We start from the raw sequence: 14,845 nt of genomic DNA, 5'->3' as shown, positions 1-14,845 counted from the left end.
GGCGCTGTACGAAGACGCCGTGACGGGGGCGCTCTGACGAGGACTCGTTAGTCCGTTTCGGGGAAGCGGCGGCGTACGGCCGGACGGGCCGCGGCTCGGCTGCGACGCTTGCGTCCATGACGACGTCGGCCGAGCGGCGCGCGCCGCGGACCGTGGAGGGTGTCGTGGCGCGGATGCGCGCGCTCGGCGCCACGCTGCCGCCCCGGGACGGGGTGGCGGTCTTCAACCGGGTGTATCTGGCGGTCACCGAGGAGGTCGGCCGCCGGCTCACGGACGGTTACTTCCAGGACCCCGCCGCCACCCAGGACCTGGATGTGCGCTTCGCCGCCCGCTATCTGGCCGCGGTCGACGCGGTGGCGGCCGGGCGGCGGCCGTCCGCCTGCTGGCGGCCGCTGTTCCAGCTGCGCCGCCATCCCGGGGTCCGTCCGCTGCAGTTCGCGCTGGCCGGGATGAACGCGCACATCGGCCATGACCTGGCCCTCGCGCTGGTGGAGACCTGCCGGGAGCGGAAGGCGGAACCGGAGGGGCTGGAAGGCGACTTCGACCGGGTCGGCACCCTGCTCGCCGGTCTCGAGGAGCGGATCCGCGAGGACCTGATGCCCGGCCCCGACCTGCTGGACGTGGCCGATCCGCTCACCCACCTCGTGGGCGCGTGGAGCCTGGACAAGGCGCGGGGCGCCGCGTGGGCGGCGTTCCGCGCCCTGTGGGGGCTGCGTGGACTGCCGGAGCTGACCGAGGAGTTCGTCGAGCGCGTCGACGAGAGCGTCGGGCTGGTGGGGCGGTTTCTGCTCACCCCGCTGCCCGGCGCCAAACTCAGTGCAAACGCACCGGCTCAGTCCTCCGGGAGTTCGACGGGCACGATCTCGTCGTAGACATCGCCCGGGCCCGGGTTCTTCGGGTCCGTCCGCCCGCCGAAGTGGGTCATCACGCCCCACACCGCGTTGAGCGCGGTCTGTATGGCGCCCTCGGCCCACCCCGCGGTCCAGGAGATGTCGTCGCCCGCGAGGAAGACACCGCGCCGGTCGGCCGGGAGCCGGTCCTGCATGAAGTGGGTGAACAGACGGCGCTGGTAGCGGTAGTGGCCGGGGAGGTTGGCCTTGAACGCGCCCATGAAGTAGGGCTCGTTCTCCCAGGAGACGGTGACCGGGCTGCCGATGATGTGCTTGCGGATGTCGACCTTCGGATAGATCTCCGACAGCGACTTGAGCATGACCTCCATACGCTCGTTCGCCGACAGCGGCAGCCACTTGAGGCTGTCGTCGCACCAGGTGTACGAGAGGCAGATGACGGCGGGCCGGTCCGGTCCGTCGTCCAGCAGATAGGTGCCACGGGTCATCCGGTCGGTGAGCGTCATGCTCATCACGTCGCGCCCGGTGACGTCGTCCTTGTCCAGCCAGAAGGGCCGGTCCACCGGCACGAACAGCTTGCTGGACTCCATGTAGTGGGTGCGCTCCATCGCCGTCCAGTGGTCGATGGGGAAGAGCGAGTCATCGCAGTCGATCTTCGAGAGCAGCATCCAGGACTGCGCCGTGAACACCACCGCCGGGTACGAGCGGATATCGCCGGCCGCGTCGGTGACGACGATGCGGTCGCCCGCCGCGCGGTGCAGCCGGGTGACGGCCGGGCGCGGCCGGCCGCCGTGCAGGGAGGCCAGCGAGGTGCCCGGGGTCCAGTGCACGAGCTTGCGCGGCTCGCGCTCCCACAGCCGCAGCGGGAGCTGCTGGCTGCCGCCGACGATGCCGCGGTGGTCGTCGTCCGCGCCGGTGTAGACGACGCGCAGGATCTCCAGGATGGAGTTGGGGAAGTCGGTGTCCCAGCCGCCGGTGCCGAAGCCGACCTGGCCGAAGATCTCGCGGTGCCGGAAGGAGGCGAAGGCCGGGGAGTCGCAGAGGTAGCCGTAGAAGGTCTGGTTGTCGAGCCGCGCGACCAGGCGGGACCAGATCTCCCGGATCCGCGGGACGTCGCGCTCGCGGATGGCGCGCTGCATGGCGGAGAAGTCGGCGCCGTCTTCCAGGCAGGCGTTCCATGCCTCCATCACCTGGTGGTAGACCTCGGGCAGATCCTCCAGGGTGCGGGCGTAGTGCGACTCGCCCTTCAGGTCGACGACGGTCGAAGGGGTGTCGGGCGCGAGGGGGTTGGGGAAGGGCCGGGTCTCCAGGCCCACCAGGTCGATGTAGTGCTGGAGCGCGGTGGAGCTGGGCGGGAAGCGCATCGCGCCCAGCTCGGCGGTCAGCGACGGATCGCTGCCCTCGAAGCCGACGGTGCGCAGCCGCCCGCCGATCCGGTCGGCCTCGTAGACGACCGGCTTCAGGCCCATCTTCATCAGCTCGTACGCGGCGACGATGCCGGAAAGACCGCCGCCGATGACCGCGACCTCGGTGCCGTGCTCGGTCGCCGGGATCTGGCCGAGGCCCGCGGGGTGGGCGAGGTAGTCGTCGTAGGCGTAGGGGAAGTCCGGGCCGAACATGGTCAGCGGCGGAGCGGGCTGCCGCTCGTTCTGCTGGTCGTCGTGCTGGTCGGGGACGGCGGTGGGCACCATGGACGTCATCGGGTACGGACTCCTTGCGGGGGTTGAACGAGGGGCGCGCGGGGCCGAGCGGGTACGGGGTCAGGTCAGGGGTGAGTACAACTCGGGCCTGCGGTCCCCCAGATACGGGTTCGCGGTACGCGAGGCGGCGAGCAGCCCCGGGTCGACCTCGCCGAAGACCAGCTCCTCGCCGCGCCCGGCGCGGGCCTTGACCGTGCCGTCGGGCCCGGCCAGACAGCTCAGCCCGACGAAGTCGAAGTCGCCCTCGGGCCCGGTGCGGTTGACGTACGCGATGTACAGCTGGCTCTCGAACGCCCGGACCGGGACGAGGGCTTCGGCCACGAACTGGAAGGGGTGCATCTGCGCGGTGGGCACCAGCAGCAGATCGGTCCCGGCCAGGGCGTGGGCCCGCACGTTCTCCGGGAACTCCACGTCATAGCAGATCATGACGCCCAGCCGTACGCCGCCGAGCGTGGCCTGGACGACGGGGGTGTCGCCGGGGGTGAACCACGCGCGCTCGAAGTCGCCGAAGAGGTGGGTCTTGCGGTAGTTCGCGAGCTCGGCGCCGTCGGGGCCGACCAGCCGGGCGGAGTTGAAGATCACGCCGCCCCTGTCCGCTGCCTCGCCCGCGCGCTCCGGGTAGCCGTAGAGGACGGCCAGCCCGTGGGTGGCGGCGATACGGGCCACCGCCCGGCCGCCCGGCCCGTCGGCCGGCTCGGCCAGCCGCCGTACGCCGTCGCCGATCGCGTATCCGGTGAGGAACAGCTCCGGGGCGATCAGCAGCCCGGCTCCGGCCGCCGCGGCACGCCCGGCCGCCTTGTCGAGGGCCTTGAGGTTCTGGGCGGTCTCGCCGGGGTGGCCGGAGCTCTGGAGCAGGGCGATGCGCAGCGGGGGCATGGGCAGACCTCGGGTGGGCGGGAGGGAGAGGCACAGCTGGGCGGGAGGGAGAGACGCAGCCGAAAGAGAGAAGGGGGGAGACGTAATGGCACAAAGACGGTACGTCGGCCCGAGATCGGCGGACAAGGCACGTCCGTTGCGCATCCGGCGTCGATTCATTACGTCTTCCGGGCCCGCGACGGCGATTCGTTGCGCCGCTCGCCCCGGGGCCTACGCAGGGGCCCCCGAGCCGTAGCGGCGCAGCAGCGGCGAGAGGACCAGGACGGACTTGGTGCGCTCCACGAAGGGCTCGCCCGCGATCCGCTCCAGTACGCGTTCGAAGTGCCGCATATCGGAGGCGAAGACCTGGACGATGGCGTCCGCGTCGCCGGTGACGGTCGATGCGGAGACCACCTCGGGGTAGCGGTTCAGGCCCCGGTGGATGTCCTCGGGCGAGGTGTTGCGGCGGCAGTAGAGCTCGATGAAGCCCTCGGTCTCCCAGCCGAGGGCGGCCGGGTCGACCCGTACGGTGAAGCCGGTGATGGCCCCCTCGGCCCGCAGCCGGTCCACCCGCCGCTTGACGGCGGGGGCGGACAGGCCGACCTCCTCCCCGATGTCGGCGTAGCTGCGGCGGGCGTCCTCGGCGAGGGCGTGGACGATTCGTTCGTCCAGATCGTTCAGTCGCACTGCGGGGATGTCACTTTTCTGCCGTGGCCAGTCGGGAGCGGCGCATGCCGTATGCGAAGTACAGCACAAGGCCGACGGCCATCCAGACGCCGAAGACCATCCAGGTCACCCGGTCCAGGCTGCCCATCATCCACAGGCACAGCCCGAGGCCGACGAGCGGGAACAGCGGCGCAAGCGGCACCCGGAAGGTGCGCTCCATCGTGGGCCGGGTCCGGCGCAGCACGATCACGGCGATGTTGACCAGCGCGAAGGCGAAGAGGGTGCCGATGCTGGTGGCGTCGGCGAGCTGGCCGAGCGGGATCGCGGCGGCCAGCACACCGCAGAAGAGGGAGACGATCACGGTGTTGGCGCGCGGCCCCCCGCTGCCCGGGTGGACCCGGGAGAAGACCTTGGGCACCAGCCCGTCCCGGGACATCGCGAAGAGGATGCGGGTCTGCCCGTACAGCACGGTCAGCACCACGGAGGCGATGGCCACCACCGCGCCGGCCGCCAGCAGCACGGCCCAGAAGCTCTGCCCGGTCACGTCCTTCATGATCCCGGCGAGCGCGGCCTCGGAGCCCGCGAACCGCTTCCAGGGCAGCGCGCCCACCGCCACGGCCGCGACCAGGCAGTACAGGGCGGTGACGATCACCAGCGAGAGCATGATCGCGCGCGGCAGGTCGCGCTGCGGGTTCTTGGCCTCCTCACCGGCCGTGGAGGCGGCGTCGAAGCCGATGTACGAGAAGAAGAGGGTGGCCCCGGCGGCGCTCACGCCCGCCATGCCCAGCGGCATGAACGGCGTGTAGTTCCCGGCGCGGATACCGGTGAAGGCGACGGCGCAGAACAGCACCAGGGCGGCGATCTTCACCCCGACCATGATCGTGTTGGCCCGGGCGCTCTCCTTGGCGCCGCCCAGCAGAAACGCCATGGCCAGCAGGACGACCAGCAGCGCGGGCAGGTTGAACAGACCGCCGTCGCCGGGCGGGGCGGCCAGCGCGTCGGGGATGGTGACGCCGAGGGTGCCGTCGAGGAGTTCGTTCAGGTACTGGCCCCAGCCGACCGCGACGGCGGCCACCGACACCCCGTACTCCAGGATCAGACACCAGCCGCAGACCCAGGCGACCAGCTCACCGAGGGTGGCGTAGGCGTACGAGTACGAGGACCCGGAGACCGGGATGGTGCCCGCCAGCTCGGCGTACGACAGGGCGGAGAACAGCGCGGTCAGCCCCGCGATCACAAAGGAGACGATCACCGCGGGCCCGGCGTCCGGCACGGCCTCGCCGAGCACCACGAAGATGCCGGTGCCCAGCGTCGCACCGATGCTGATCATGGTCAGCTGCCACATGCCGAGCGAGCGGCGCAGATTGCCGCCCTCGCCCCGACCGCCCTCGGCGACCAGCAGCTCAACAGGCTTGCGCCGCGTCAGCCGGGAGGAGAGCCGGGGTTCGGCGGTGGGCATGGCTGCGCCCTGGTCCAACAATTCAGTGGCTCCTTATCGCTGCCGGCCGGGTGGTTCGAATGACAGTGACCGGCGGCGTACACACAGCGGCCCAATTATTGCGCATATGCGTACGAACGTTGCGCATGGGGCGGCTGTACGGTGAATCGTTGCGGGAGGCCGGGCCGCGCTGAAGCGCGTTTCACCCGAATGCCACGATACGGCACCAATTTGGCCCTCGTTGGTGGGAACGTGACCCCAGACAGCCTGCAGAGCACCGATCATGACCCCCACGGCCCGGACGGCGGGTGCCGTCCAGGAGGCCACGGAGGCGCCGACGAGCGGCTTCCGCTCGAGTACTGCGCCCGGGTGTGGGAGGACTTCCTGCGCACCCTGAACCGCATCGAGACCGACTTCGTCCACCACCGCGGCACCACGGAACCGGGCGTACAGGCATGACGTACACCGAGCCGAGGCCGGGCGGCTACGGCGCCCCGCCCCCCAGCGGCCACCGGAGCGCTCCCGGCGAGCGGTTCGCTCCTGGCGAGCGGTTCGCTCCCGGCGAGCGGTTCCAGATGGCCCCCGACGACCCGCTGGGCTTCCCGCTGCCGGACCCCGAGACGATCGAGAGCCGGTGGGACCTGGAGGGGGACCTGGCCCGGCTGCTCCAGACCTCCGCCCCCGCGTCCGCCCCGGCCCCCTCCCCCGCTTCCCCCTCTTTCGACTCGCACTCCTTCGACTCGTCCTCTTTCGACTCGCCCGTCGGCTCACCCCTCGACGAGCCGCCCGAACGGACCACCGGGAGCTTCCCCGCCGCCCGCTCCCCCGCGCACGTCCGCGGGCGCGGACGGCGCCGCCGGGTCCGCTTCCGGCTGCCGACCATGCCGTGGCTCCAGCTGATCAGCCTGATCTTCGCGGCGCTGACCACGGTGATCGTGGCCATGCTGAGCGTGCTCGGCGGGATGGTCTCCTACGGACCGCTGCGCTATCTGGCCTCCCCCAGCACCTCGGAGTCCATGGCCGCGTGGTGGCCACTGCTGGTCTACGGGCCGTGGCTGGTCGCCTCGCTGTCGGTGCTGCGCGCCGCCCTGCACCGCCGGGGCGCGGCGCACTCCTGGGCGGTGGTGGTGCTCTTCTCCACCATCGCGGTCTTCCTCTGTGTCGCACACGCGCCCAAGGACCCGCCCAGCATGGCCGTCGCCGGGCTGCCGCCGGTCGCCGCGCTGGTCTCGTTCCACCAGCTGGTGCGCCAGATCACCCTGACCAGCCCACCGCGCCACGCCCTGCCCCGCACCCGGGGGGCCGAGCCGCGCGACAAGCCGCGTGCGTAACAGGCCCCCGCTCGGCCGAGCGGGGGCCACACCATGTCATCCGCCCGGTCGTCAGTCCCAGCTTGCGTGGAGCGGCTTGCCCTCCGCGTAACCGGCGGCGCTCTGCACCCCGACCACGGCCCGCTCGTGGAACTCCTCCAGCGAGTCCGCGCCCGCGTAGGTGCAGGAGCTGCGCACGCCCGCGACGATCGAGTCGATCAGGTCCTCGACGCCCGGCCGGGCCGGGTCCAGGAACATGCGGGAGGTGGAGATGCCCTCCTCGAACAGCCCCTTACGGGCCCGGTCGTACGCCGACTCCTCGCTGGTGCGGTTGCGCACGGCGCGGGCGGAGGCCATCCCGAAGCTCTCCTTGTACGGCCGCCCGTCGGCGGTGTGCTGAAGGTCGCCCGGCGACTCGTACGTCCCGGCGAACCACGAGCCGATCATCACATTGGACGCGCCCGCAGCCAGCGCCATCGCGACATCCCGCGGATGCCGGACGCCGCCGTCCGCCCATACGTGCTTGCCGGACTTCCGCGCCTCGGCGGCGCATTCGAGCACCGCGGAGAACTGCGGCCGCCCCACACCCGTCATCATGCGGGTGGTGCACATCGCGCCGGGGCCGACCCCCACCTTCACGATGTCGGCGCCCGCCTCGATCAGATCGCGCACACCCACGGCGGAGACGACATTGCCCGCGGCCACCGGCACGCCCGGGTCGAGCGCCCGGACCGCCTTCAACGCGCTGATCATCGACTCCTGGTGGCCATGCGCGGTGTCCACCACCAGCGTGTCCACCCCCGCCGCGAGCAGCCCCTTGGCGCGCCCCGCCACATCGCCGTTGACCCCGACGGCCGCGGCGATCCGCAGCCGGCCGTCCGCGTCCACCGCGGGCCGGTAGAGCGCGGCGCGCAGTGCGCCCTTACGGGTCAGAATGCCCGCCAGCCGCCCGTCCGCGTCCACGGCGGGGGCGAGCTTGCGGTGTGCGGAGTCGAGCCGGTTGAAGGCCTCGCGCGGGTCGATGTCCGCGTCGAGCAGCAGCAGCTCCCGCGACATCACCTCGCTCAGCTGGGTGAAACGGTCCACGCCGGTCAGATCCGACTCCACGACCACGCCCACCGGGCGGCCGTTCTCCACGACCACACCCGCGCCATGCGCCCGCTTGGGCAGCAGCGCCAGCGCGTCGGCGACGGTCCCGGTCGGGCCGAGCACGATCGGCGTGTCCAGCACGAGGTGTCGCTGCTTGACCCAGCCGACCACATCGGCGACCACGTCCAGCGGAATGTCCTGCGGTATGACGACCATCCCGCCACGGCGGGCGACGGTCTCGGCCATCCGGCGCCCGGCGATCGCGGTCATATTGGCCACCACGATCGGGATGCTGGTGCCGCTGCCGTCGGGCGAGGACAGGTCCACATCCTGGCGTGAGCCGACCGCGGAGCGGCTGGGCACCATGAAGACGTCGTCGTACGTCAGGTCGTAGGGCGGCTGCTGATCATTGAGGAAACGCACGCTCGGAACTTCCCAGTCGTTCGGAATTGGCCCTCGACGAAGGAAGCCGAGGAAAACGCACGTACTTCATTCTCCCACGTCGGCCCCGGTACCCGGGCCGGGACGATCATCCAGAACGGCCGGGAACCGCCTGGTCGGATCGTCCAACGCCGCCCGCGTACTCCAACCCTGTCACACCCCGTCGGGGTCTGCCCGGTCCAGCGCGGGGCGCGGGCCGGGGCCCGTCTCCAGCAGCAGGTGATCGGCGGCGGCGGTGTCCGTGACCAGGCTGGTGACCAGGCCGGAGCGGAGCACCGCGCCGATCGCGGGGGCCTTGCGGCGCCCGCCCGCGATGGCGACGACCTCCGGGATCCGCCGCAGCCTGTCGGCCTCGACCGTGATGCAGCGCTCGCCCAGGTCCCGGCCGATGCGCCGGCCCTCGGCGTCGAAGAGGTGGGCCGACATCTCGGCGGCGGCGCCGAGGCTCGCGTAATGGGCCCGCTCCTGCTCGGTCAGCATGTCGTACACCGTCGAGATACCGGCCTCCCACGAGCCGATGGAGACGGCGGCGACGGTGACCTTGTCGAAGTACTCGAAGGCGCGGGCGATACCGGTCTGGCCGCGCAGCACATCGGCGGTGGCCGTATCGGGCAGCAGCATCGGCGCGTAGATGGGGTGCGCCTCGCCGCCGGAGACGGCGGCGGCGCGCCGGACCGCCTCGACCGAGCCGCGCTCGGCGGTGCCCGCGTCGTACACGCCGGTGAGCTGGACGACGGTGCACGGGGGCAGCTGGTGCAGCGCCGCGGCCATGTGGATCGTGGACCGCCCCCAGGCCAGGCCCAGCACATCGCCCTCGGTCACCAGCTCGCCCAGCAGATCCGCGGCGACCTCGCCGAGGTTCTCCGGGTCCGGGGTGTCGGCCTCGGCCTCGGCCGGGGACTCGACCACGACTGCGTGGCGCAGCCCGTACCGGGCGCGCAGCGCGTCGGAGCGCTCCGCGTCGAGCTCGGCGGGCACTCGGATCTCGATGCGCACCAGATCGCGCTCCAGCGCGGTCTCCAGCACCCGCGCCACCTTGAAGCGGCTGACGCCGAACTCCTCGGCAATCTGGATCTTGGACTTGCCTTCGAGGTAGAAGCGGCGCGCCATGGCGGCCGCCTGCACCAGTTCGGCGGGTCCCATCCGCGTGCCTGAACGGCCCGTCGACACCGCGGTCTCCTCACTGCTTCCTATGTTCTGGACTCACCGTTCATCCTGTCAGAAACGGCGGACTTGATCTGCCCTTTACCGATGAGTTCATCGGGCGGTCGCGGGCCCGTCTTCCGCACGCCGCGCAATGGGGGTGGCCTGCCGGGCCAGACCACGCAGTTCCTCCACCGCCTTGGCCGGGTCCTGCGCCCCGTACACCGCGGACCCGGCGACGAACACATCGGCGCCCGCCTCGGCGCACCGCTCGATCGTCGAGGCGGAAACCCCGCCGTCCACCTGAAGCCACATCTCCAGGCCGTGCTTGGAGATCAGCTCGCGGGTGCGCCGGATCTTCGGCAGCATGATGTCGAGGAACGCCTGCCCGCCGAAGCCGGGCTCAACCGTCATCACCAGCACCATGTCCAGCTCGGGCAGCAGGTCCTCGTACTGGTCGATGGGGGTGGCGGGCTTGAGCGCCATCGACGCCCGGGCGCCCTTGGCCCGGATCTCACGGGCCAGCCGTACGGGGGCGGCGGCGGCCTCGGCGTGGAAGGTCACCGAGCCGGCGCCCGCCTCGACGTACTGTGGGGCCCAGCGATCCGGGTCCTCGATCATCAGATGGCAGTCCAGCGGCGTGTCCGTCGCCTTACCCAGCGCTTCGACCACCGGCACGCCGAGAGTCAGGTTGGGAACGAAGTGGTTGTCCATCACATCGACATGGAGCCAGTCGGCGCCCTCGACGGCCTTGGCTTCCTCCGCGAGGCGGGAGAAGTCGGCGGACAGGATGCTGGGGTTGATCTGCACGGCCATGGCACCAGCCTGCCACGGCCGCCGCCGGTCCATGGACCCGGGTGATCACGCACACATGACGCGACACCGAATCTCCACGACACCGGACCGCTCCCGGCTGGTCCAGGGCGTCCTGTCCGTGGCCCTGGCGGCGGGACTGCTGGTGGCACCAACCGCCGGGGGCGGGACCGCCACGGCGGCCGGTGCCTGGCGGCCGGGGTGCACCTCCGCCCGGCCGGGGCTGGCCACCAGGCTCTCCACGGACATCGCGACGGCGCTGCGCGGCCGGCCCGAGGCGGTCGCGATCGCCCTGCGCGACCCCGCCACCCACACGGTCTGCACCCTGCGCGGGAACCGGGCCTTCGACTCCGCGAGCGTGGTCAAGGTGACCGTCCTGGCCACCCTGCTGTGGGACGCGGACAAGCGGCACCGGCGGCTCACCGAGCGGGAGGCCGAGCTGGCCACCGCCATGATCACCAAGTCGGACAACGCCGCCACCAGCACGCTGTGGCGGCAACTGGGTGCCGACGAGGTGGCGGCGTTCCTCCGGGCCGCCGGGATGTCCCGGACCGTGCCCGGCGCCGACAACCACTGGGGCCTGACCCAGATCACCGCGCGCGACGAGATGAGGCTCCTGGACCTGGTGACCAGCCCGAACCCGGTGCTGAGCGGCGGCGCCCGCGCGTACGTCCTCGATCTGATGGGCAAGGTGGTGCCCTCCCAGCGCTGGGGCACCCCGGCAGGCGCCCCGCACACCGTGCAGAGCCATGTGAAGAACGGCTGGCTGTCCCGCGCCACGCACGGCTGGCGGGTGCACAGCATCGGTGTCTTCACGGGCAGCGGCCCCAGCTACACCATCACCGTGCTGACCCAGGACAACCGCACCATGGCCGCCGGAGTCGCCACCGTCGAGGCCGTCGCCCGCGCGGTGCACCGGGACCTCCGCGGCTAGCCGGTAAGGTCCCGGTCTCCCGTCAGTCCGTGCGCCGCAGCAGCGCCAGATACATCGCGTCCGTGCCGTGCAGATGCGGCCACAGCTGCACATCCGGGCCGTCCCCGAGCGCGGGCACCCCGGGCATCAGCGGCCGGGCGTCGATCCACTCGGCGGCGGGCGCGGTGCCGCCGCGGCCCTTGAGGACGTCGTCGACCACGGCCCGCGTCTCGGCGAGGTGCGGCGAGCAGGTCGCGTAGCCGACCACGCCGCCCACGCGCACCGCGCTCAGCGCCTGCCGCAGCAGCTCCCGCTGCAGCGGCGCGAAACCGGCCAGATCCTCGGGGCTGCGCCGCCAGCGCGCCTCGGGGCGGCGGCGCAGGGCGCCGAGCCCGGTGCAGGGCACGTCCACCAGGACCCGGTCGAAGGTGCCGGGGCGCCACGGCGGCCGGGTGCCGTCCGCGGCGATCACCTGGTACGGGCCGGGGTTGCCCGCCAGCGCCCGCTCGACCAGGCCCGCCCGGTGCGGCTGCTTCTCCGAGGCGAGCAGCGCCGCGCCCCGCTCCGCGGCCAGCGCGCCGAGCAGCGCGGCCTTGCCGCCGGGGCCCGCGCAGCCGTCCAGCCAGCGCTCGTCCGCCCCGGTGAGCGGCGCGTTCGCCAGCGCGAGGGCGACCAGCTGGCTGCCCTCGTCCTGCACCCCCGCGCGCGCCTCGCGGACCGCGTCCAGCGCCCCCGGCTCGCCGCCCTCGACGAGCCGCACGGCGTACGGGGACCAGCGGCCCGGCAGCGCGGAGCCCTCGCCGACCGCCGCCATCAGCTCCTCGGTCGTGCTCCGGCCCGGCCGGGCGACGAGGGTGACCTCGGGCCGTTCGTTGTCGGCCTCCAGCAGGTCCTCGACCCCGGCGCTGCCGCCGCCCAGCGCGTCCCACAGGGCGGAGACGATCCACCGCGGATGGGAGTGGACGACGGCCAGGTGCTCCTCGGGGTCCTCGTCGTACGGCGGGGCGACCTTCTCCAGCCATCCGTCGAGGTCATTGGCCGCGACCTTGCGCAGCACGGCGTTGACGAACTTCGCCCGCCCGTCGCCGAGCACCACCCGCGCCAGCTCGACGCTCGCCGAGACGGCGGCGTGGGTGGGGATACGGGTGCCGAGCAGCTGATGCGCGCCGAGGCTGAGCACGTCCAGCACGGGCGGGTCCACCTCGCGCAGCGGCCGGTCCACGCATTCGGCGATGATCGCGTCGTAGGTGCCCTGGCGGCGCAGCGTGCCGTAGACCAACTCGGTGGCCAGCGCGGCGTCCCGCGCGTCGAAGGGCTTGGCCTCGGTGCTGTCCTGGCGGGCCTTGCGCAGCAGCGGCGGCAGGACGAGGTTCGCGTACGCCTCGCGTTCGTCGACGGCCCGCAGCGCCTCGAAGGCGAGGATCCGTACGGGGTCCTTCTTCGGGCGCCGGTAGGGCTTACCGGGGGCGCTGCGGCGGGGACGGCCGGGCTGGGGACTCACGGGAAATGTGCTCCGGGGAGAAATGGGGCTCTGAGAGTCCCAGCCTACGGCCTGCCCTGTCAGTGGCTCGGTTGTCCCCCGGCTACCGCTGGGAGGTGCCCCCTAGTTCAGGGCGCCCTTGGCAGCCTGGGCCGGGCCCTCGACGAGGGCCGACTCGCTCAGGGCCGCCTCGCTCAGCGCCGACGGCTGCTCGAACTGGGTGCGGTACAGCTCCTCGTAGCGCCCGCCGGCCGCGAGCAGCGCGGTGTGCGTGCCGCGCTCCACGATCCGCCCGTCCTCGACGACCAGGATGAGGTCCGCGGCCCGTACGGTGGACAGCCGGTGGGCGATGACCACGGCGGTGCGCCCGTCCAGCGCCTCGGCGAGCGCCTCCTGGACGGCCGCCTCGGAGGTGGAGTCCAGATGGGCGGTGGCCTCGTCGAGGATCACCACGCGGGGGCGGGCCAGCAGCAGCCGGGCGATGGTCAGCCGCTGGCGCTCGCCGCCGGAGAGCCGGTAGCCGCGCTCGCCGACCACGGTGTCCAGGCCGTCGGGCAGGGCCGCGATCAGCCCGTCGAGGCGGGCCCGGCGCAGCACCTCCCACAGCTCGTCCTCCGCCGCCTCGGGCCGGGCCAGCAGCAGGTTGGCGCGGATCGAGTCGTGGAAGAGGTGGCCGTCCTGGGTGACCATGCCGAGCGTCCGGCGGATCGACTCGGCCGTCAGATCGCGGACGTCCACGTCCGACAGCCGTACGGCGCCGCCGTCGGCGTCGTAGAGCCGGGGCAGCAGCTGCGCGATGGTCGACTTCCCGGCGCCCGAGGAGCCCACCAGCGCGACCATCTGGCCCGGTTCGGCGCGGAAGGACACCGAGTGCAGCACCTGCTCCCCGCCGCGGGTGTCCAGGGTCGCGACCTCTTCCAGGGAGGCGAGGGAGACCTTGTCCGCCGAGGGGTAGCCGAAGTCCACACGGTCGAACTCCACCGCCACCGGCCCCTCGGGCACCGGCCGGGCGTCCGGCTTCTCGGCGATCAGCGGCTCGAGGTCCAGCACCTCGAAGACCCGCTCAAAGCTGACCAGGGCGCTCATCACCTCCACCCGGGCGCCGGCCAGGGCGGTCAGCGGCGCGTACAGGCGGGTGAGCAGCAGCGCGAGGGCGACGACCGCGCCGGGGTCCAGCTGGTCGCGCAGCGCGTAGTAGCCGCCGAGGCCGTAGACGAGGGCGAGGGCCAGGGCGGAGACGAGGGTCAGGGCGGTGACGAAGGAGGTCTGCACCATCGCGGTGCGCACCCCGATGTCGCGCACCCGCCGGGCCCGCGCCGCGAACTCGGCGGACTCCTCGTCCGGCCGGCCGAAGAGCTTGACGAGGGTGGCGCCGGGCGCGGAGAAGCGCTCGGTCATCTGGGTGCCCATGGTGGCGTTGTGGTCGGCCGCCTCGCGCCGCAGCCGCGCCAACTTGCCGCCGACGCGCCGGGCGGGCAGCAGGAACATCGGCAGGAGCACCAGCGCGAGCAGGGTGATCTGCCAGGAGATGCCGAACATCACCGCGAGCGTGAGCAGCAGCGTCACCAGGTTGCCGACCACCCCGGAGAGGGTGTCGCTGAACGCCCGCTGTGCGCCGATGACATCGTTGTTGAGCCGGCTGACCAGGGCGCCGGTGCGGGTGCGGGTGAAGAACGCGACGGGCAGGCGCTGCACGTGGTCGTACACGGTGGTGCGCAGGTCGAGGATGAGCCCTTCGCCGATGTTCGCCGACAGCCAGCGGGTGAGCAGCCCCAGCGCGGCCTCGGCGACCGCGATGACGGCGATGAGCGCCGCGAGACCGAGGACGGTGCCCTGGCCCGAGCGGTGCACGATCGCGTCGACGACCCGGCCGGCGAGCAGCGGGGTGGCGACCGCGAGCACCGCCGTGACGACGCTGCTGACCAGGAAGAAGGCGAGGCGGCGGCGGTGGGGGCGGGCGAAGCCGCCGATACGCCGCAGGGTTTCGCGGGAGAAGGGACGTTTGTCGTCGTTGGCCATCGCGGTCCGGTAGAGCGAATGCATGGCGGTGGCTTCCATGTCCATCGCGCACCTCCGTCGGTCTCGGGGTGCCGTCCCTGGATCGCGGCTCTTCCGGACCGGCGGCACACCTCAGGACCGTAAGACTTAA

General features: G+C 72.4%; 13 protein-coding genes. 4 read left to right on the top strand and 9 right to left on the bottom strand.

Annotation, left to right across the window (positions count from 1 at the left end):
- Window positions 1-116: 116 nt before the first annotated feature.
- Window positions 117-872, top strand: a complete 756-nt coding sequence (locus tag ACFV2X_RS30180) for a DUF5995 family protein (protein WP_385622361.1) — start codon at window positions 117-119, stop codon at window positions 870-872.
- Here the strand turns inward: ACFV2X_RS30180 and ACFV2X_RS30175 are convergent.
- The 4 genes from ACFV2X_RS30175 to ACFV2X_RS30160 all read right to left on the bottom strand — a co-directional run bounded on the left by ACFV2X_RS30175 (window position 833) and on the right by ACFV2X_RS30160 (window position 5,549).
- Entirely contained in the window at window positions 833-2,548 is a 1,716-nt protein-coding gene (locus ACFV2X_RS30175) for a flavin monoamine oxidase family protein (RefSeq protein ID WP_385622359.1), read from the bottom strand. The two genes, ACFV2X_RS30180 and ACFV2X_RS30175, sit on opposite strands and share 40 nt — an antisense overlap.
- A gap of 60 nt (window positions 2,549-2,608) precedes the next feature.
- Window positions 2,609-3,424 carry a carbon-nitrogen hydrolase family protein gene (locus tag ACFV2X_RS30170; RefSeq protein WP_385622357.1) on the bottom strand — a complete coding sequence of 272 codons (816 nt, stop codon included), beginning with the start codon at window positions 3,422-3,424 and terminating at the stop codon, window positions 2,609-2,611.
- 210 nt (window positions 3,425-3,634) lie between these two features.
- Window positions 3,635-4,090, bottom strand: coding sequence for an Lrp/AsnC family transcriptional regulator (locus ACFV2X_RS30165; RefSeq protein ID WP_089510329.1), 456 nt, complete (start codon window positions 4,088-4,090; stop codon window positions 3,635-3,637).
- 10 nt (window positions 4,091-4,100) lie between these two features.
- The gene (locus ACFV2X_RS30160) at window positions 4,101-5,549 is read right to left on the bottom strand and encodes an amino acid permease (RefSeq protein WP_385622355.1); all 1,449 of its coding nucleotides are present in this window, start codon (window positions 5,547-5,549) and stop codon (window positions 4,101-4,103) included.
- A gap of 210 nt (window positions 5,550-5,759) precedes the next feature.
- Here ACFV2X_RS30160 and ACFV2X_RS30155 point away from each other — a divergent pair, with 210 nt between their 5' ends.
- On the top strand, window positions 5,760-5,966 hold the full coding sequence (locus ACFV2X_RS30155; RefSeq protein ID WP_385622353.1) for a hypothetical protein: 207 nt from the start codon (window positions 5,760-5,762) through the stop codon (window positions 5,964-5,966).
- Complete coding sequence (locus ACFV2X_RS30150) at window positions 5,963-6,838, top strand: DUF2637 domain-containing protein (RefSeq protein WP_385622350.1); 876 nt, start codon at window positions 5,963-5,965, stop codon at window positions 6,836-6,838. The genes ACFV2X_RS30155 and ACFV2X_RS30150 overlap by 4 nt, the downstream gene beginning before the upstream one ends.
- Window positions 6,839-6,889: 51 nt before the next feature.
- Here the strand turns inward: ACFV2X_RS30150 and ACFV2X_RS30145 are convergent, their stop codons facing one another.
- The 3 genes from ACFV2X_RS30145 to rpe all read right to left on the bottom strand — a co-directional run bounded on the left by ACFV2X_RS30145 (window position 6,890) and on the right by rpe (window position 10,306).
- Window positions 6,890-8,329, bottom strand: a complete 1,440-nt coding sequence (locus ACFV2X_RS30145; protein WP_385622348.1) for a GuaB1 family IMP dehydrogenase-related protein — start codon at window positions 8,327-8,329, stop codon at window positions 6,890-6,892.
- A gap of 171 nt (window positions 8,330-8,500) precedes the next feature.
- Window positions 8,501-9,490, bottom strand: coding sequence for a sugar-binding transcriptional regulator (locus ACFV2X_RS30140; RefSeq protein ID WP_385622438.1), 990 nt, complete (start codon window positions 9,488-9,490; stop codon window positions 8,501-8,503).
- Window positions 9,491-9,604: 114 nt separating this feature from the next.
- Window positions 9,605-10,306, bottom strand: a complete 702-nt coding sequence (gene rpe, locus ACFV2X_RS30135) for a ribulose-phosphate 3-epimerase (protein ID WP_385622346.1) — start codon at window positions 10,304-10,306, stop codon at window positions 9,605-9,607.
- A 55-nt stretch (window positions 10,307-10,361) separates the two neighbouring features.
- Here rpe and ACFV2X_RS30130 point away from each other — a divergent pair, with 55 nt between their 5' ends.
- Window positions 10,362-11,237 (top strand): serine hydrolase, encoded by an 876-nt coding sequence (locus ACFV2X_RS30130; RefSeq protein WP_385622344.1) that lies wholly within the window; start codon window positions 10,362-10,364, stop codon window positions 11,235-11,237.
- Window positions 11,238-11,259: 22 nt separating this feature from the next.
- Here ACFV2X_RS30130 and ACFV2X_RS30125 read toward each other — a convergent pair whose 3' ends face one another.
- The gene (locus tag ACFV2X_RS30125; RefSeq protein ID WP_385622342.1) at window positions 11,260-12,717 is read right to left on the bottom strand and encodes an RsmB/NOP family class I SAM-dependent RNA methyltransferase; all 1,458 of its coding nucleotides are present in this window, start codon (window positions 12,715-12,717) and stop codon (window positions 11,260-11,262) included.
- Window positions 12,718-12,819: 102 nt separating this feature from the next.
- Entirely contained in the window at window positions 12,820-14,760 is a 1,941-nt protein-coding gene (locus ACFV2X_RS30120) for an ABC transporter ATP-binding protein (protein ID WP_385622340.1), read from the bottom strand.
- Window positions 14,761-14,845 lie beyond the last annotated feature (85 nt).

It is taken from the genome of Streptomyces sp. NPDC059679 (assembly GCF_042734105.1).
Classification (GTDB): domain Bacteria; phylum Actinomycetota; class Actinomycetes; order Streptomycetales; family Streptomycetaceae; genus Streptomyces.
Note: the sequence above shows the minus strand (reverse complement) of the source record. Positions and strands in the feature narration are given on the sequence as shown.